At 73.2% G+C, this 16,777-nt stretch carries 16 protein-coding genes and 1 tRNA gene; 6 read left to right on the plus strand and 11 right to left on the minus strand.

Annotated features, from left to right (window positions below):
* Window positions 1-12: 12 nt before the first annotated feature.
* The 6 genes from ACZ4E1_RS32980 to ACZ4E1_RS33005 form a co-directional block, all read right to left on the minus strand.
* The gene (locus ACZ4E1_RS32980; protein ID WP_467546444.1) at window positions 13-468 is read right to left on the minus strand and encodes a hypothetical protein; all 456 of its coding nucleotides are present in this window, start codon (window positions 466-468) and stop codon (window positions 13-15) included.
* Window positions 469-560: 92 nt separating this feature from the next.
* Window positions 561-1,160: an aminoacyl-tRNA hydrolase gene (gene pth / locus ACZ4E1_RS32985; RefSeq protein ID WP_467546446.1), complete on the minus strand. Its 600-nt coding sequence runs from the start codon at window positions 1,158-1,160 to the stop codon at window positions 561-563.
* 116 nt (window positions 1,161-1,276) lie between these two features.
* Window positions 1,277-1,870: a 50S ribosomal protein L25/general stress protein Ctc gene (locus ACZ4E1_RS32990; protein WP_467546448.1), complete on the minus strand. Its 594-nt coding sequence runs from the start codon at window positions 1,868-1,870 to the stop codon at window positions 1,277-1,279.
* A 185-nt stretch (window positions 1,871-2,055) separates the two neighbouring features.
* Complete coding sequence (locus ACZ4E1_RS32995; RefSeq protein ID WP_188338454.1) at window positions 2,056-3,033, minus strand: ribose-phosphate diphosphokinase; 978 nt, start codon at window positions 3,031-3,033, stop codon at window positions 2,056-2,058.
* Window positions 3,034-3,164: 131 nt separating this feature from the next.
* Window positions 3,165-4,613 carry a bifunctional UDP-N-acetylglucosamine diphosphorylase/glucosamine-1-phosphate N-acetyltransferase GlmU gene (gene glmU / locus ACZ4E1_RS33000; RefSeq protein ID WP_467546450.1) on the minus strand — a complete coding sequence of 483 codons (1,449 nt, stop codon included), beginning with the start codon at window positions 4,611-4,613 and terminating at the stop codon, window positions 3,165-3,167.
* Between the two features lie 114 nt (window positions 4,614-4,727).
* A tRNA-Gln gene (locus ACZ4E1_RS33005) sits at window positions 4,728-4,799 on the minus strand.
* Between the two features lie 184 nt (window positions 4,800-4,983).
* Between ACZ4E1_RS33005 and ACZ4E1_RS33010 the strand changes: the two genes are divergently transcribed.
* Window positions 4,984-6,300, plus strand: coding sequence for a sensor histidine kinase (locus ACZ4E1_RS33010; protein WP_467546452.1), 1,317 nt, complete (start codon window positions 4,984-4,986; stop codon window positions 6,298-6,300).
* 219 nt (window positions 6,301-6,519) lie between these two features.
* On the opposite strand, the gene ACZ4E1_RS33015 is transcribed toward ACZ4E1_RS33010, so the two are convergent.
* Both ACZ4E1_RS33015 and ACZ4E1_RS33020 read right to left on the minus strand, forming a co-directional pair.
* Window positions 6,520-7,032 carry an SUKH-3 domain-containing protein gene (locus ACZ4E1_RS33015; RefSeq protein ID WP_467546454.1) on the minus strand — a complete coding sequence of 171 codons (513 nt, stop codon included), beginning with the start codon at window positions 7,030-7,032 and terminating at the stop codon, window positions 6,520-6,522.
* Window positions 7,032-7,622, minus strand: a complete 591-nt coding sequence (locus ACZ4E1_RS33020) for a YwqJ-related putative deaminase (protein WP_467546456.1) — start codon at window positions 7,620-7,622, stop codon at window positions 7,032-7,034. The genes ACZ4E1_RS33015 and ACZ4E1_RS33020 overlap by 1 nt, the downstream gene beginning before the upstream one ends.
* Before the next feature lie 223 nt (window positions 7,623-7,845).
* Between ACZ4E1_RS33020 and ACZ4E1_RS33025 the strand changes: the two genes are divergently transcribed.
* The 4 genes from ACZ4E1_RS33025 to ACZ4E1_RS33040 all read left to right on the plus strand — a co-directional run bounded on the left by ACZ4E1_RS33025 (window position 7,846) and on the right by ACZ4E1_RS33040 (window position 13,588).
* The gene (locus ACZ4E1_RS33025; RefSeq protein WP_467546458.1) at window positions 7,846-8,838 is read left to right on the plus strand and encodes an SMI1/KNR4 family protein; all 993 of its coding nucleotides are present in this window, start codon (window positions 7,846-7,848) and stop codon (window positions 8,836-8,838) included.
* Window positions 8,839-8,845: 7 nt separating this feature from the next.
* Window positions 8,846-11,527 (plus strand): SUKH-4 family immunity protein, encoded by a 2,682-nt coding sequence (locus tag ACZ4E1_RS33030; RefSeq protein ID WP_467546460.1) that lies wholly within the window; start codon window positions 8,846-8,848, stop codon window positions 11,525-11,527.
* Between the two features lie 80 nt (window positions 11,528-11,607).
* Window positions 11,608-12,594 carry an LCP family protein gene (locus ACZ4E1_RS33035; protein WP_467546462.1) on the plus strand — a complete coding sequence of 329 codons (987 nt, stop codon included), beginning with the start codon at window positions 11,608-11,610 and terminating at the stop codon, window positions 12,592-12,594.
* A gap of 88 nt (window positions 12,595-12,682) precedes the next feature.
* A complete protein-coding gene (locus ACZ4E1_RS33040; protein WP_467546464.1) occupies window positions 12,683-13,588 on the plus strand; it encodes a cellulose-binding protein in 906 nt (301 codons plus the stop codon).
* Window positions 13,589-13,604: 16 nt separating this feature from the next.
* Here the strand turns inward: ACZ4E1_RS33040 and ACZ4E1_RS33045 are convergent, their stop codons facing one another.
* Entirely contained in the window at window positions 13,605-14,039 is a 435-nt protein-coding gene (locus ACZ4E1_RS33045; protein ID WP_467546466.1) for a helix-turn-helix domain-containing protein, read from the minus strand.
* Between the two features lie 67 nt (window positions 14,040-14,106).
* Here ACZ4E1_RS33045 and def point away from each other — a divergent pair, with 67 nt between their 5' ends.
* Window positions 14,107-14,709: a peptide deformylase gene (gene def, locus ACZ4E1_RS33050; protein WP_467546588.1), complete on the plus strand. Its 603-nt coding sequence runs from the start codon at window positions 14,107-14,109 to the stop codon at window positions 14,707-14,709.
* Window positions 14,710-14,726: 17 nt separating this feature from the next.
* Here the strand turns inward: def and ACZ4E1_RS33055 are convergent, their stop codons facing one another.
* Both ACZ4E1_RS33055 and ACZ4E1_RS33060 read right to left on the minus strand, forming a co-directional pair.
* Window positions 14,727-16,361, minus strand: a complete 1,635-nt coding sequence (locus ACZ4E1_RS33055; protein ID WP_467546468.1) for a sodium/solute symporter — start codon at window positions 16,359-16,361, stop codon at window positions 14,727-14,729.
* Complete coding sequence (locus tag ACZ4E1_RS33060) at window positions 16,358-16,732, minus strand: DUF485 domain-containing protein (protein WP_467546470.1); 375 nt, start codon at window positions 16,730-16,732, stop codon at window positions 16,358-16,360. The genes ACZ4E1_RS33055 and ACZ4E1_RS33060 overlap by 4 nt, the downstream gene beginning before the upstream one ends.
* Window positions 16,733-16,777 lie beyond the last annotated feature (45 nt).

Here is a 16,777-nt window from a genome sequence, read left to right on the forward strand (position 1 = left end):
CCCCGTACGACCTCACAGGCCGACCGCGACAAAAGCCGCCGTCAGCAGAGCGAACCCGGCGCCTCCCGTCACCCACGCGAGGCGCCGGCGCCGCAATCCGCCCGCGACCACCACCGCGGCCAGCAGCAACGCCCCGCCCAGCGGCACCCACGCACGCAGAAAGCCGGGCCCGCCCGCCCGCACCGCGGACGTCGAACCCGGCTTGAGCACCACCGGAATGCGGGCCCCCTTCACCACGCCCACCGACCGGTCGAGCGTCACCCGCGCATGCCGCACCGCGACCGGCGACGCCGGCGCGAACGGGCCGGAACACACCTCGCCCGCACACCGCGCCACGGTCATCTCGCCCCGCTCACGGCCCGACGGGAACACGACGTGCTGGGCCGACCCCCAGGACGCCCACACGCCGGTGATCAGCAACAACACGGCGAGCACGCCCGCCGCGACCTGCCGGGTGACAGCCAACATGGCGGGGATCCTTGGCCATCCACCCCGGCCCGGTCAACTCCTGCCGGGGAAAGTCCGCACAGGTCGCCAGTTGTCCGCCGTAACCCGTGAACTCACGAGTTGTACGTCGACTGCGCGCGCTCCAGACCCTCGATGACCAGCGCCTCCACGGCATCCGCCGCCCGGTCCACGAAGTAGTCGAGCTCCTTGCGCTCCGCCGACGAGAAGTCCTTCAGCACGAAGTCCGCGACCTGCATCCGGCCCGGCGGACGACCGATCCCGAAACGCACCCGGTGGTAGTCGCTGCCCAGCGCCTTCGTGATCGACTTCAGACCGTTGTGCCCGTTGTCGCCGCCGCCCAGCTTCAGCCGCAGCACCCCGTAGTCGATGTCCAGCTCGTCGTGCACCGCGACGATGTGCGCGGTCGGCACCTTGTAGAAGTCGCTCAGCGCCGTCACCGGGCCACCCGACACGTTCATGAACGACATCGGCTTCGCGAGGATCACCCGCCGGTTCGCCGGCCCGGGCGGACCGATCCGCCCCTCGACGACCTGGGCCTGCCCCTTGGTCGCCCGCTTGAACTTCGCCCCCATCCGCTGCGCCAGCAGATCGGCCACCATGAAACCGACGTTGTGCCGGTTCATCGCGTACTCGGGACCGGGGTTGCCCAGGCCGGCGATCAGCCAGGGAGCGTTCTCGTCGGACATGCACATTCCTCGCGTAGAGACGTGTGGAAGACGGGTGAGACAGGTGAGCGGGTCAGAACAGCGGTACGGGGTGGCAGGCCGCGCCCACCACCCCGTACACCAGGTCAGACGACCTCGAAGGCTCAGGCCTCCGCGGCGGCCTCGTCACCCGCGGCCTCGGCCGGGGCCTCCTCGGCCTGCGCGGCCAGGACCTGCAGCACGACGGCGTCGCCGTCGGTCGCCAGCGTGGTGCCCGAGGGCAGCGTGATGTCCTTGGCGTGGATCGAGGCACCGGCCTCCAGGCCCGCCACGGAGACCGTGACCGACTCGGGGATGTGCGTGGCCTCGGCCTCGACCGGAAGGGTGTTCAGCACGTGCTCGAGCAGGTTGCCACCGGCGGCGAGCTCGCCCTCGGTGACGATCGGGAGCTCGACGGTGACCTTCTCGCCGCGCTTCACGAGCAGCAGGTCGACGTGCTCCAGGAAGCCCTTCAGCGGGTCACGCTGGATGGCCTTCGGGATCGCGAGCTCGTTGCCCTTGCCGTCGATGTCCAGGGAGATCAGGACGTTCGGCGTACGCAGGGCGAGCTGCAGCTCGTGGCCCGGCAGCGTGATGTGGACCGGCTCGGAACCGTGCCCGTACAGAACCGCGGGAACCTTGGCCTCGCGGCGGATGCGGCGGGCGGCACCCTTGCCGAACTCGGAACGGGTCTCGGCGGCGAGCTTGACCTCGGACATGCTCTTCAACTCCTCGTAGATCTGGGGAAAGAGTCACCCGGCCACGAACGGCCTGCTACGAAGAGCGCGTCGATAACGGACCGCCGCGACCTCTGAGAACAGAAGTGCGGCCTCCCTCGCCGAGCAACTTTGACAGGTTACCCGGCGCGGAAGGCCGCACCAAATGGATCTACGAGCTAGGCCGCTCAGGCCTCGCCCTCGAAGAGGCTCGTCACCGAACCGTCCTCGAAGACCTCACGCACCGCGGAGGCGATCGTCGGCGCGATCGACAGGACCGTGATCTTGTCGAGCTCCAGCTCGCCCGGCGTCGGCAGCGTGTCCGTGAACACGAACTCGCTCACCTTCGAGTTCTTCAGCCGGTCCGCGGCCGGACCCGACAGCACGCCGTGCGTCGCCGTCACGATGACGTCCTCCGCACCGTGCGCGAACAGCGCGTCCGCGGCGGCGCAGATCGTGCCGCCCGTGTCGATCATGTCGTCGACGAGCACGCACACGCGGCCCTTCACGTCACCCACGACCTCGTGGACCGTGACCTGGTTCGCCACGTCCTTGTCGCGCCGCTTGTGGACGATCGCCAGCGGCGCGCCCAGACGGTCGCACCAGCGGTCCGCCACCCGCACGCGGCCGGCGTCCGGCGACACCACGGTGAGCTTGTCACGGTCGACCTTCGCGCCCACGTAGTCCGCCAGGATCGGCAGCGCGAACAGGTGGTCCACCGGGCCGTCGAAGAAGCCCTGGATCTGGTCCGTGTGCAGGTCGACCGTGAGAATCCGGTCGGCACCCGCGGTCTTCATCAGATCCGCGATCAGACGCGCCGAGATCGGTTCACGTCCACGGTGCTTCTTGTCCTGCCGCGCGTAACCGTAGAACGGCACGATCACCGTGATGGAGCGAGCCGACGCGCGCTTCAGCGCGTCGATCATGATCAGCTGCTCCATGATCCACTTGTTGATCGGAGCCGTGTGGCTCTGGATCAGGAAGCAGTCGGCGCCGCGAGCGGACTCCTGGTAGCGGACGTAGATCTCGCCGTTGGCGAAATCGAAAGCCTTCGTCGGGACGATCCCGACACCGAGCTGGTGCGCGACCTCCTCGGCAAGCTCGGGGTGGGCGCGGCCAGAGAAGAGCATCAACTTCTTCTCGCCCTGCGTCTTGATCCCGGTCACAGCACTAGTCTCCTCAGACGAGTTCGTCGCGCCCCAGCTGCCCGCGCGTCCCTATAGCAGCGAGCCAGGCGAATCGTGTGCACCTATCACGGTACGCCGTGTCGGACGCACCTGATTCCGGTCAGACCGCGTCAGTCTGCGGTTTCCGGATTCCGGGAGGCCGCTTCCGCCGCCTTCGCGGCCGCGCTCCCCGGACGCTTTCGGGCCACCCAACCCTCGATATTCCTTTGCTGGCCCCGGGCGACGGCCAGCGAACCGGCCGGTACGTCCTTCGTGATCACGGAGCCCGCAGCCGTGTAAGCACCGTCCCCGATGGTGACAGGCGCCACAAACATGTTGTCCGAACCGGTCTTGCAGTGCGACCCGACGACCGAGTGGTGCTTCGCCTCGCCGTCGTAGTTCACGAACACGCTCGCGGCGCCGATGTTCGTGAAGTCGCCGATCGTCGCGTCGCCCACGTACGACAGGTGCGGCACCTTCGTCGCCTCACCGATCGACGAGTTCTTCGTCTCCACGAACGTGCCGATCTTCGACTTCACACCGAGCCGCGACCCCGGACGCAGATACGCGAACGGGCCCACCGAGGCCTCCGGGCCGATCTCGGCGCTGTCCGCGACCGTGTTGTCGACCCGCGCCCCGGCGCCCACCCGCGTGTCCGTCAGCCGCGTGTTCGGGCCCACGACGGCGCCCTCGGCGATGTGCGTCGCCCCGTGCAGCTGCGTCGACGGCAGCACCGTCGCGTCCTGCCCGAACGTCACCGTCACGTCGATCAGCGTGCTCGCGGGATCCACGACCGTCACCCCGGCGAGCATCGCCCGCTCCAGCAGCCGGTCGTTGAGAATCCGGCGCGCCTCGGACAGCTGCACCCGGTTGTTGATCCCCGCGATCTCACGGTGATCACGCGCCACGGACGCACCCACCCGGTGCCCCGCCTCGCGCAGGATCCCCAGCACGTCCGTCAGGTACTCCTCACCCTGACTGTTGTCCGTACGTACCTGCCGCAGCGCCTCCACGAGCAGCCGGCCGTCGAACGCGAACACACCCGAGTTGATCTCACGGATCGCACGCTGCGCCGCGGAGGCGTCCTTGTGCTCCACGATCGCCGTGACGGCGCCCGTGGCCGCGTCGCGCACGATGCGGCCGTAGCCCGTGGCGTCCGGGACCTCGGCGGTCAGCACCGTCACCGCGTTCCCGTCGGCCTCGTGCGTGCCGGCCAGGTCCTTCAGCGTCTCGCCGGTCAGCAGCGGCGTGTCGCCGCACACCACCACGACCGTGCCCTCGACCGCGCCGTCGAGCCCCTCCAGGCCCATCCGCACGGCGTGCCCCGTCCCGTTCTGCTCCGCCTGCACGGCCGTGAGGGCGGCGGCGTCGATCTCGGTGACGTGCGCGGCGACCTTCTCGCGCTCGTGCCCGACGACCACGACGAGCTGCTCGGGCGTCAACTCCCGCGCGGCGGCCAGCACATGACCGACCAGCGACCGGCCGCACAGCTCGTGCAGGACTTTCGGGGTGGCCGACTTCATACGGGTGCCCTCACCCGCGGCGAGAACGACGACGGCGGCCGGGCTTGTGGCGCTCACGGGTGTGCCCCTCAGGATGTCTGTTCGGGTGGACATCCGCAGGATACCGGGGCGTTTTGGGCCTCAAACGGGGACGGGGCCCGACCGATGGATCGGGCCCCGTCTCGAAAGTTGCTCCCCCGCCAGGACTCGAACCCGGACAAATGGCACCAAAAGCCACGGTGCTGCCAATTACACCACGGGGGATCATCACGGCCGGAACCGGACATTGCGTCAGGCCGACGGCCGGGCCTCCCACACTATGCCGTACCGAGCGCCTCCGATGCGACGGTACCGCGACGGTGCGGAGTCGCTCCGCGTCGCCGGGTGGGGGCGCGCGGCGGGGGAAACTCGCCGGAAATCGGGCAGGGGGCGCCCGTAGGGTGGAGGTATGACCACGACGGGGGAAGTTCACCGAGACGCGGCCGGGGGGCCGTGGTGGTGGGAGCGACGGCGTTCTGCCGTGCTCGATGTGGGGCTCGCGGTGGCGTCCGCCGCGGAGTGCGCCGTGGAAGGGGTGCCGTTCGCGCACAAGGCCGGGCTGCCGGCGTGGGTGGGGATCGTCTTCGGGGTGCTGACCGGTTCGGCGCTCCTGCTGCGGCGGCGCTGGCCGATCGCGGTGGTGCTGGTGTCGGTCGCGGTGACGCCCGCGCAGATGGGCGTGCTGCTCACGGTCGTCGGCCTGTACTCGCTTGCCGCGTCCGAGATGCCGCGGCGGATCATCGCGGCGCTGGCGGGCATGTCGTTCGCCGGGACGCTGATCGTGTCCGTGGTGCGGGCGCAGCAGGACATGGTGCACAGCGAGAAGCTGCTGGAGGTGGGCGGCTGGTTCGTGCCGTTCGTCGCCATCACCACCTCGCTCGGGGTGACGGCGCCGCCGTTGCTGTTCGGTATGTACGTGGGGGCGCGGCGGCGGTTGATGGAGTCGCTGACGGAGCGCAACGAGTCGCTGGAGCGGGAGTTGCTGCTGCTCGCGGAGCGGGCGGAGGAGCGGGCCGAGTGGGCGCGGGGTGAGGAGCGGACGCGGATCGCCCGCGAGATGCACGACGTGGTGGCGCACCGGGTGTCGCTGATGGTGGTGCACGCGGCGGCGTTGCAGGCGGTGGCGCGGAAGGATCCGGAGAAGGCGGTGAAGAACGCGGCGCTGGTGGGGGACATGGGGCGGCAGGCGCTGACGGAGCTGCGGGAGATGCTCGGGGTGCTGCGGGCGGGGGACGCGGTGCCGGAGCGGGGTGCGGTGCCGTTGCAGGCGGTGGGGGCCGCGGCTGCGGCTGCCGCGGCGGCCTCGCGGGTGGAGGTGGAGGACGCGGAGGGGGGTCCGTGTCTGGCGGAGCTCGAGGAACTGGTCGAGCAGTCGCGGGCCGCGGGGATGGTCGTGGAGCTGACGGTGCTGGGGGAGGTGCGGGCGTATGCGGCGGCGGTCGAGCAGACGGCGTACCGGGTGGTGCAGGAGGCGCTGACGAACGTGCACAAGCATGCGGCCGGGGCGAAGACGTATGTGCGGCTGGCGCACCGGGAGGCGGAGGTGGCGATGCAGGTGGAGAACGAGCCGCCGCCGGTGCCTGCGGCTGCTTCGGCGGGTCTTCCCTCCGGGGGGAACGGGTTGGTGGGGATGAAGGAGCGGGTGGGTGGGCTCGGTGGGGTTTTTGTTGCGGGGGCTACGGATGTGGGCGGGTTCCGGGTGTCGGCGGTTTTGCCGGTCGGCTGAGCGCCATGGCTCCGCCGGCGGGTCTTTGGCTGCGGGCCGGTGGGGGCTGGTCGCGCAGTTCCCCGCGCCCCTGGAAGGCTGCGGCTTCGCCGCGCCTTCCCCAGATGACAGGCGAGCGGCGCCTTTGTCGGGGAGATGCGGCGCGAAGCGCCATGCATCTCAGGGGCGCGGGGAACTGCGCGACCAGCCCCCACCGGCCCGCACCCGCGATCGAACCGGTCAACCCCCGGAGGTGAGGCGGGGTGGATGGGTGCCGGTGATGAGGGTTTCCAGGGCGTGGTCGATGTCGGGGCCGAGGTACCAGTCGCCGCTGTGGTCGAGGACGTAGACGCGGCCCTCGGAGTCGATCGCGAGGAGGGCCTCCGTGCCGGATTCGGCGCCGAGGGGGCAGACCTCGGTGTCGAGGGCGCGGCCGAGGTCGCCGAGGGTGCGGGCCATGTGGAGCCCGTGCAGGGGGTCGAGGTGGGGCTGGGCGGGGGCGACGTGCCGGCCCGGGCCCGTGGGCGTGAGGTGGAGTCCGCCGAACTCGGCCCACGCCTCGACCGCCGCCGGGAACACGCTGTGCCGGTGGCCGGCGGGGGAGACGTGGGTGCGCAGGGCGTCCGCCCAGAACTCGGCCTGCTTGATGTCCCAGCGTCCGGGCCGCCAGCCGGCGGCCCGCAGCACGGTGTCGGCGCCGGCGCTGAAGCGGGCGGTGGTGGCGCCGTCGGTGGCGGATGCGGGGTGGGACATCAGGGGGCGGCCTCGGGGTGCGGGGGTGCGGGGTCGGTGGCGTCGCCAGGTGCGGCGGCGGCGGCGTCCTCGGGCACGACGACGTGGACGCCGAAGTGGGCGGTCAGCGCGGTGCAGGCGCGGCAGGGGCGGGCGAAGCCGCCGTGCAGCGGGTCGCCGTCCTCGCGGATGCGCCGGGTCGTGAGCTTGGCGTGCTTGAGCGCCTTGCGGGCCTCGCTCATCGACATGGGCTTGCGGCGGGCGCGCTTGGACTTCTCGGCGCGCTCCGCGTCGGAGGCGGCGAGGTGCCGGGAGATGAGGATGGCCTCGGCGCAGCGTCCGGTGAAGCGGTCGCGCTGCGCGCTGGTGAGGGTGTCGAGGAAGTCCTGGACGAGCGGGTGCAGGGCGGGTGCCTGCTCGCCGCGGGCCGCGGTCGAGGTGAGCGTGGTGCCGCGTACGGACAGTGCGGCGGCGACGGTGGGCAGGATGCCGTCGCGGCGGCCCCGCAGCACGGGTACGGCGGTGGCGTCGGTGGCGCTCCAGCCGACGCGCGGGTCGGCCTCGGACCGGGTGTCCGTGGCCGTGGCTGGCTCTGCTGTACCGCTGTGCATGTGGTCTGGTTCCCCTCCTGCAATCCCCCAGGTTGCCTGCACAGAGTGCCAAATGGGGCGGCTGGTGCGGTAGTCGGTCCCCCGCGACACGCCAGTTCGTCACAGGGTGGTGACGGTGGGGTGACTGCAGGTCATGGAACCGGAGGCCCGGTGACCCGTGTCGTACAACCGCATAGGCTGTCACGACCAGGAACCGTCAACAGTGCCGCAGGGGGCAACCGCCATGACGACAGGTCGGCTGGGGCAGCAGACCGCGCCGCCGAACGCGGCCTACGCCGGGCAGGTGGTGCACTTCCCGGACCCGGTCCGCGCCGCCCGCCACCCCAGAGGTGTGCGGATGGACGGCGAGGGCTATCCCGACTTCTCCGCCTACGCGCGGGCGGCGGCCGAGATCGCCGAGCCCCCGGAGGGCTTCGGTGTCGACGAGCTACGCCTCACGGACTACGTGTCGGCGAACGCGGCGCTGGCCGCGTCCGGTCACCCGTTGTGGGACACGATCCCGCCGGTGGCGACGCCGCACGGCTGGACCTGGCACCACGTACGCGCCTCGCGGCGGCTGGAGCTGGTGCCGGTCGAGGTGAAGGCGCTGTTGCGGCATCACGGCGGGCTCGCCACGACGGCCGTCGACCAGCACAAGCGGGGCACGCGCCCGTTGCAGGACACGCGGCCCGCGCACTTCGGACTGCCGAAGTCGGGTGTCGCGGTGACCGAGGCGCAGGTGCTCGGTGTGGAGGAGGACCTGGGGTACCGGCTGCCCGGCGCGTACCGGTCGTTCCTGAAGGCGGGCGGCGGCAGCGCGCCCGTGGGCGCGGCGCTCGACGCGGAGCTGGGGCTCCTGGTCGACCAGCCGTTCTTCACAGTGCGCGACGAGGCCGCGGTCAACGACCTCGTGTACGTCAACAAGTGTCTGCGCGATCACCTGACGAAGGACTATCTGGGTGTCGCGTTCGTGCAGGGCGGCATCCTCGCCGTGAAGGTGCGGGGTGCGGCGATCGGCTCGGTGTGGCTGTGCGCGTACGACGACGCGCGCGACGGCGGTGACACGGCCGGCTGGTCGGTCGCGGAGCGGGTCGAGCGGCTGCTGCTGCCGTGCGGGGACGACTTCGACGCGTTCCTGTCGCGGCTCGCGGGCAATCCGCCGGAGCTGGAGACGGTGGCGAACCTGATGGTGGACGGCGGCTTCGCGCGCGCGGTCCCGGTCACGGGTGGGGAGTGAGGCTCCGATGGTGACGTTCGCGCAGGCGCAGGAGCGCGCCGAGGAATGGATCAACGGTGATGTGCCCGGCTACCAGCACCGTGAGGTGCGGGTGCGGGAGTTCGAGCTGGGGTTCGTGGTGTGGGCGGAGGACCGGGAGACCGGTCCGGTGTCCGACGGCGGCCGTCAGCGGCTGGTGATCGCCCGGGACAGCGGGGAGGCCACGCTGTGGCCGGCGCTGCCGGTGGGTGAGGTGATCCGGCGGTACGAGGAGGAGTACGGGCTGCCGGAGGTGCCCGCGGAGCCGGCGGCGGCGCAGCCGCCCGAGCGGGTGGATCTGAATCAGACGTCGTTCCTGTTGAGCCCGCCCGAGTGGCTCCAGGAGGCGGCGGACAAGCTGGGCATCCCGGACCGCCGGGAGAACCGTGACAGTGGCTCGGCTTCTCCGGCCCCGTCGGCGCCCGCTCCTTCTTCCGCGTACGAGCCTCCGGCCCCGACCGCGCCGTACGAGCCTCCGGCCGCGCCGGCGCCCGCGCCGTACGAGCCTCCGCCCGCGCCCGCGCCCGCTCCGGCCGTCGCCGAGACGCAGGGTTTCCCGAGCGCGCCCGACGAGCCCTCGCCGGTGGAGCCGCAGGGCTTCCCGGGGGCCGGTTCCGATGCCACGCCGTGGGCCGGGACCGACACCAACGGGGTGGGGGACGAGGAGGACCGGTCGGTTCCGCTGCCGGAGACCGTGTTCTCGCCGCCGGTGTCCGAGGACACTCCGCCGCCCGGGGTGACCCCGGAGGCGAAGACCGCGCTGATGTCGGGCGGCAGCCAGTTGCCGCCGACCGCCGTGAGTCCCGCGCTGCGCGAGGAGCGGCCCGCGCCGATGGCGCCGCCCGCTCCGGGCACCGCCGTGCCCGGTACGCCGCCGCCGGGCACCCCCGTGCCGCCGGCCGCGCCGACGCCGCCCGCGCCGAACACGCCGAACGCCCCGGGTGCTCCCGAGGCGCCCTCGTACGGCTACCCGCAGGGACCCGGTGCGCGGGACGCGTCCGGCCGTCCGCTGGCGCCCGGCGCCGGTGACATCGCGGACGCCGCGACGAGCAAGGCCCAGCCCCCGGCGCGCGGTGGCGCCGGGAACCCTCCGCCGCCGCCCGGCGCCCCCGGCACCCCGGGTGCTCCCGGTGGTCAGACGCCGCCGCCTCCGGGTGCCCCGGGCACCCCGGGCGCGCCCGCGGGCGGCTACGTGCCGACGCAGCTCGTGTCCTCGCTCGGCCCCGACGGGCAGCCGCAGATGCCGGGCGCGCCGCAGCCGCCCGCCGCGCCGAAGCCGCCCGGTGCCACGCCTCCGCCGCCCGGCGGCGGGGTGCACCACGCGGCGACGATGCTGGCGGGCCCGCCGGTGAAGGGTCCGGGCGGTCAGGCGCCGCCGCCTCCGGGGCCGCCCGGCGTCCCCGGTGCTCCCGGTGGCCAGACCCCGCCGCCGCCCGGCCCGCCCGGTGCCCCCGGCGCGCCGAAGCCGCCCGGTGCCACGCCTCCGCCGCCCGGTGGCGGTGTCCACCACGCGGCGACGATGCTCGCGAGCCCCGGCCCGCAGGGCCCGATGCCGCCCGGTCCGGTGCCGCCGGCGCCGGCCGCGCCGGGTCCGGTGCCGCCCCCGCCGCCCGGCGCGATGCCGCCGCCGGTGGCCGGGCAGCAGATCCCGGGTGCCCCGCCGGCCGCGTACGGGTATCCGCAGCCGCCCGCCGGTCAGCCCACCGTGGGCCCCGGCTACCAGGCGGTGCTGCGCTACCGCGCGCCCGACGGTTCCGAGCAGCAGTTGATCCGCCGCTCGGCGCCCGGCACTCCGCACCCGGAGTGGCAGATCTTCCACGAGCTGCGCGGGATGAACATTCCGCCGGACCAGGTCCTGGAGCTCCACACGGAGCTGGAGTCCTGCGCGCTGCCGGGTGCCTACTGCGCCCGCATGATCAAGGAGCAGTGGCCGCAGGCGCGGATCACGTCGATCGCGCCGTACGGCACCGATCACGCGTCGCGCCAGCAGGGCATGCAGCAGCTGATCGCGCACCAGGGCGAGCTGCACCAGGTGGCCGACGGTCCGGCGCGGCCCGCCCCGGTGCGGGCGCCGCTGCCGCCGGCCCAGCCGATGCCGCCGGTGCCTCCGGAGGGCATCGCGCAGGAGCTGGGCGCGGCGTTCGGTCCGGGTGTGTTCCGGTTCGACCAGCGGGCCGTGTCGCGGCAGGGCGTCCCGGACGTCGTCGCGCACACCCTGGTCGTGGCGGGGCTCCCGGCGGACTTCGGGCCGTTCTTCTGGGCGCAGGCCCAGCCGGGCCGTCCGGTGCCGACGCTGGCGGAGCTCGCCGCGGAGCGTGGGGTGCAGCCGGCCTCGGACGCGGGGTCGTACCTGGTGATGGGCAGCGACTTCGGCAAGGCGATCTGCGTCCAGTACGGGACGGCGCACATCGTGGCTGTGCCGGTGGAGGCGGGTCCGGGCGGTGGCCCGGTGCCGCCGCAGTTCGTGAACTCGGGGCTGCCCGAGTTCGCCCGTTCGCTGGCGCTGCTGGGCCGTATGTGGCGGCTGCGCTTCGGTCTGAACCCGGAGCAGGCGGGCCGCTGGACGGTCGACTTCCAGGCGCAGCTGAACGCGATCGACCCGGCGGCGCTCGGTTCGCCCGAGACCTGGTGGTCGGTGCTCCTGGAGCAGATGTGGGACGGCCTGCTGTAGCGGCGTAGGACACACATCGGCACGGACATGCTGAGGGCGCTCGACCTGCGGGACCGGTCGGGCGCCTTCATCATGCGGGCATGGCGGGGAATCCGGCGCGGGCGCGTCCCGTGCGACGGCGGCGGTGGCAGCGGCGGGTCCTGTGGGCTCTGCTGCTGGTGATCGTCCTGGTGGTCGGGTACGGCGCGGGCCTGTACTTCTGGGCCGACGGCCGGTTGCGGACGACGCAGGCGCTGGGGGACTACGCGGGGCGGCCCGCGGCGGGGCACGGCAGCGACTGGCTGCTCGTCGGCTCGGACTCGCGCTCCGATCTGACGCCCGAACAGCGCAAGCAGCTGCACGTCGGCAACGACCAGGGCCTGAACACCGACACGATCATGATCCTGCACTACGGGGACAACGGCCCGTATCTGGTGTCGATCCCGCGCGACTCGTACGTGTCGATCCCGGGGCACGGCAAGAACAAGATCAACGCGGCGTACGCGCTGGGCGGGCCGCGGCTGCTGACGCGGACGGTCGAGCAGGCGACGGGGCTGCGGATCGGGCACTACGCGGAGATCGGCTTCCTGGGGCTCGTGGACGTCGTGGACTCGCTCGGCGGGGTCACCCTGTGCGTGCCCGCCGGGGGGCTGCACGATCCGAAGTCGGGCGCGGACTTCGACGCGGGCTGTCAGGAGATGGACGGGGTGCAGGCCCTTCAGTACGCGCGGGCCCGCTACTCCGATCCGCGCGGCGACCTCGGGCGGGTGGAGCGGCAGCGGGAGCTGGTGCACGCGATCGCGGACGAGGCGCTCAGCGCGTCCGTGCTGGCCGTGCCCTGGAAGGTGATCCCGTTCCTGAGCGCCGTGCTCGACGCGCTCACGGTCGACCAGCGGACCGGGCTGACCGAGCTGACGAAGATGGGCCGCGAGCTGTCCGATCCGAAGGCCACGACGACCGTGCCGGTGGCCTCCGAGCCGGATCTGCCGGGGGTCGGCGACGTCGTCGTCTGGGACGAGGCGGGGGCCGAGCGGCTCTTCGGCGCCCTCCGCGATGATCGCGCGATTCCGACTTTCGGCGGCAATTGACGCATCCTTGACCGAGCGGGTCGACCGGTGTGTCACCTGTGGTGCGTTTGTGTCGCGTTTGTGTCGCCTATCTGGGAGAGGGGTCGAGATGGCATCGGGTACGCCGTCCTCGCCGTTCGGGTTCGCCGTCGTACGGGGGTGGCGCGGTTACCGTCCCGAGCAGGTCGAGGAGTACGCGGCCGGTCTGTTCCGGGCCGCCGAGGAGGCCCGGGCGCGGATCGACGGGCTGACCGGGCGGGAGGCGGAGCTGGTCGCGGAGGTGGAGCGGCTGCGCGAGGCCGTCGCCGGACTCGCCCCGCAGACCTACGAGTCCCTGGGCGAGCGCGCCCGGGGCCTGCTGGACCTCGTCGAGGAGGAGGCCGCGGCGGTACGGCACGCCGCCCGCGCCGAGTCCGAGGCCACCGCGCAGGCCGCCGCCGACGCCGCCGAGGCGCTGCGCGACGCCGCCCGCGCGTACGCCGACGGCGTGGGGGAGCGGGCCGCCGAGTGGTCCGAGGCCCGGGAGACCGCGGCGCGGGCCGAGGCCGACGGGATCCGCACGCTGGCCCGGCACGACGCGAAGCGGGCCCGTGACGAGGCGCTCGCCGACGTCGACGCGACCCGGCGCCGCGCCGAGACCCTGCTCGCCGACCAGGCCGAGGACCAGGCCGGACGCCTCGACACCGCCGAGCGCGAGCTGGCCGCCGCCGACCGCGCCGCGAGCGAACGCGAGACGGCCGCCGAGGCCGCCGCCGAGGCCCGCCTCGCGGAGGCGAAGCAGGCCTTCGCCGAGGCGCAGGAGTCGGCCCGGCGCGCTCAGGAGGCCGCGGACGCGCGGACCGCCGAGCTGCTGGAGCAGGCCCGCGCCCGCGCCGCCCGGATCGCCGAGGACACGGACCGGATCCTGGGCGAGCACGACGAGGCCCGCGCGGAGGTCCGCGACCACATGGAGCACGTCCGCAGCTCGCTCGCGGCCCTGACCGGCCGGGCGATGGACCCGGACCCCTCCGCGTAGCGCCCTCGCCGGGAGGTCAGGGGGCGGGCCGGAAGTCCGCGTCCAGGGTCCAGCGGGCCGCGCCCTCCGGGTGCGCGGTGCGCCGGACGTACGGGGCGGTCAGGGCCCGTACCCGCGCGGCGAGCTCGTCGGCCTCGTCCGGCGTCAGGAACAGCTCGGCGTGCACCGTGCGCGCGGTGGCCCGGGCGGGGCTGCGCGGGTCGTCCCAGCGCAGCCGCCACGGGCGGACCCGGCCGCCGCCGTGCGGGGCCTCCTCGATCAGCCCGTGCCGGGCCAGCTGGCGCAGATGGAACGAGCACAGGCCCGAGCTGTGCCCGAGCCGGGCCGCCGCCTGCGTGGAGGTGACGGTGCCCAGTTCGGCGAGCAGGTCGAGCAGCGCGATCCGTACGGGGTGGTCGGGCAGCGTCCTGTGGTCCGGCGCCGCGTCGGTCTTCTCGTTCTCCTCGGTCACTTTGCAAAGACTGCTACCTTGCAAAGCATCGGGTCAAGTGCGGAAGCGGATCGGGGAGTTGAGGGACATGGGCGCGGACGGGTTGCTGCCGGAGGTCGAGCGGGGCGCGGTGCGGCGCATCACGGTCATCGGGGAGGACGTGCTGCACCGGAGCCTGCGCCCGGCCACGGACGCCGAGTTCGGCACCCCGGAGCTCGACCGGCTGATCGACGACATGTTCGCCACGAACCACGTGGCGCACGGCGCGGGCCTCGCGGCGAACCAGGTGGACGTCGACCTCCGGCTGTTCGTCTGGGACATGGAGGACGACTGGGGCGTCCGGCACACCGGGCACGTCCTCAACCCCGTGCTCGACGAGGAGCCCGTCGCCACGCGCCGCCTGGTCGACGAGATGGAGGGCTGCCTCTCCGTGCCGGGCCCCTACAAGCCGGTCCCGCGCGCCGACCACGCCGTCGTCCGGGGACGGGACAAGGACGGGAACGCGATCGTCGTCGAGGGGCACGGCTACTTCGCCCGCTGCCTCCAGCACGAGACCGACCACCTCCACGGCCGCCTCTACGTGGACCGGCTCACCCGGCGCGACCGGCGGGACGCGCTGCGGGAGATGGCCGAGCTGCGCGACGGGGTGCTCGCGCGGCGCGCCCGGACGGCCGAGGCGCTGGGGAAGTAGCCGCTGCCGGCGGTCGCCTAGCCGCGACCACCGGCCCGGTGCGGCCCGGGCGGCTGGGGTACCGGCGCGCCCGCCAGGATCCAGCCCTCCACCGCCTCGTACCGCGCCTGCTGCTCACGTTGTTCGCGGGGACGGGTCAGTACGGTGCCCAGCCAGCCGAGGAGGAAGCCGAGCGGGATGGAGACCAGGCCGGTCGTGGTGAAGGGGAACCAGTTGAGGTCCCGGTCCGGGAACATCGAGGTCGGGCTGCCCGAGACCAGGTTCGTGCCCGTCATCAGGACCAGGCAGGCCGCCGAGCCGCCCAGCAGGGTCCACAGCAGGCCCGCCCGGGTGTAGCGGCGCCAGAAGAGGCTGTAGACGAGGGCGGGGGCCAGGGCCGAGGCGCCCAGGCAGAAGGACAGGGTGACCAGCGGTTGCAGGTTGCGGTGCTGGACGACCGTGGCGAGCAGGATCGCGGGGACGCCGACCGCGAGGGCCGACAGGCGGGCCAGTTTCAGTTCCCGGCGCGGGGAGGGTGCCTCGCCTCGGTGGGCGAAGACGTCGTGGGCGAGGGTGTTCGCGCAGGCCAGGATCATGCCCGCGACCGAGGCGAGCAGTGTGAGGAACAGGGCCGTGGTGACGGCGGTGAAGAGCAGCGACTCGGTCGCCGTCATCGCCGGGCCGAACGCCGCCCGCGCGCCCAGCAGATACGCCGTGTTGCCCTGCGGGTCGGCGGCGACGATGGCGTCCCGGCCGACCAGGGCCGCGGCGCCGACCCCGACGACCGAGACGATCAGCACGAAGACGGCCACCGAGGAGACCGCCCAGGACATCGAGCGGCGCACCTCGCGCGCGTGCCGCGCCGTGTACATGCGCATGGTGACGTGGGGGAGGCAGGCGCCGCCGAGGACCACGGTCAGCTCCGAACTGATCATGTCCAGGCGGGGGTTGGGGCCGCCGGAGAACTGCAGGCCCGAGGTGAGGTAGGCGCGGCCGGCCTCGCTGCGCCGGGCCGCCGCGGTGAGCAGCGCGCCGGGGTCCCCGTCGAAGCGGCGCAGGATGAGGGCGGCGACCACGGCGCCGGAGCCGAGCAGCATCACGATCTTGAGGATCTGGATGAGGGCGGTGCCCTTCATGCCGCCGATCGCCGCGTAGCCGATCATCAGGGCGCCGAGGGTGAGGACGCAGCCGGTGCGGAAGCTCTGGCTGGTGAAGCCCAGCAGGAAGGCCATGAGGTCGCCGGCGCCCGCGAGCTGGACGAGCATGATGGGCAGCAGGGCGATGAGGGTGGCGGCGCAGGCGGTGATGCGGACGGCGCGGCCCGGGGCGCGCCGGGCGAACACGTCGCCCATCGTGAACCGGCCTGCGTTGCGCAGGGGTTCGGCCAGCAGGAACATCAGCAGCATCAGGGAGAGCGCGGTGCTGAGGGCCAGCACGATGCCGTCGTGGCCCATCAGGGCGATGACGCCGCCGGTGCCGAGGACGCTGGCCGCGGAGATGTAGTCGCCGGCGATCGCCAGGCCGTTGCGCATCGGGCTCAGGGACCCGAAGCCGGTGTAGAACTCCTCCAGGTCGTCGCGGTCGGGGCCGGTCATGACGCAGAGCAGCAGCGTGATGGTGGCGACCGCGGTGAAGGCGACCAGGGCCATGGACTCCGAGGAGACGTCGCTCATCGCGGGGTGCCTCCCGTCGCGTCGCGGCCGCGGCGGCGCAGCCGGTGGGCGAGCGGGTCGACGCGCCGCCGGGCCGTGAGCTCGTAGAGGAGCAACGCGAGGCCGGTGACCGGCAGTTGGCACAGGCCGATGAGCAGTCCCGTGGACAGGCCGCCGTGTGCGGAGCGGTTCATGAACGGGGGCGCGAACGCGGACAGCAGCAGGAACGACGTGAAGTAGCCGAGCGCGGTGAGCGTGGCCACGCGGCGCTGCCGGCGGTACGCGGTGCGCAGCAGCCGCAGTTCGGGCGCGGGGCCGGTGGGCGGCGGCAGATCGGGGTGGCGGGGGAGCCGGTAGGCGTGCGACCGGTGGGCGTGGGCAGGGTGCGGCATCCCGGTTCTCCTTGCGCGGCGTGGGTCCGCCGGGGACGGTGGCGG

It is taken from the genome of Streptomyces sp. NPDC025806 (genome assembly GCF_055558275.1).

Coding starts and splice junctions, on each gene's coding strand:
- ACZ4E1_RS33020 (WP_467546456.1), bottom strand. CDS start 7,622: ATGCACAGCGGTACAGCAGAGCCAGCCACGGCCACGGACACCCGGTCC.
- ACZ4E1_RS33025 (WP_467546458.1), top strand. CDS start 7,846: ATGACGACAGGTCGGCTGGGGCAGCAGACCGCGCCGCCGAACGCGGCC.
- ACZ4E1_RS33030 (WP_467546460.1), top strand. CDS start 8,846: ATGGTGACGTTCGCGCAGGCGCAGGAGCGCGCCGAGGAATGGATCAAC.
- ACZ4E1_RS33010 (WP_467546452.1), top strand. CDS start 4,984: ATGACCACGACGGGGGAAGTTCACCGAGACGCGGCCGGGGGGCCGTGG.
- ACZ4E1_RS33040 (WP_467546464.1), top strand. CDS start 12,683: ATGGCATCGGGTACGCCGTCCTCGCCGTTCGGGTTCGCCGTCGTACGG.
- pth (WP_467546446.1), bottom strand. CDS start 1,160: ATGTGCATGTCCGACGAGAACGCTCCCTGGCTGATCGCCGGCCTGGGC.
- ACZ4E1_RS33055 (WP_467546468.1), bottom strand. CDS start 16,361: ATGAGCGACGTCTCCTCGGAGTCCATGGCCCTGGTCGCCTTCACCGCG.
- ACZ4E1_RS32990 (WP_467546448.1), bottom strand. CDS start 1,870: ATGTCCGAGGTCAAGCTCGCCGCCGAGACCCGTTCCGAGTTCGGCAAG.
- ACZ4E1_RS33060 (WP_467546470.1), bottom strand. CDS start 16,732: ATGCCGCACCCTGCCCACGCCCACCGGTCGCACGCCTACCGGCTCCCC.
- ACZ4E1_RS32980 (WP_467546444.1), bottom strand. CDS start 468: ATGTTGGCTGTCACCCGGCAGGTCGCGGCGGGCGTGCTCGCCGTGTTG.
- ACZ4E1_RS33015 (WP_467546454.1), bottom strand. CDS start 7,032: ATGTCCCACCCCGCATCCGCCACCGACGGCGCCACCACCGCCCGCTTC.
- ACZ4E1_RS33035 (WP_467546462.1), top strand. CDS start 11,608: ATGGCGGGGAATCCGGCGCGGGCGCGTCCCGTGCGACGGCGGCGGTGG.
- def (WP_467546588.1), top strand. CDS start 14,107: ATGGGCGCGGACGGGTTGCTGCCGGAGGTCGAGCGGGGCGCGGTGCGG.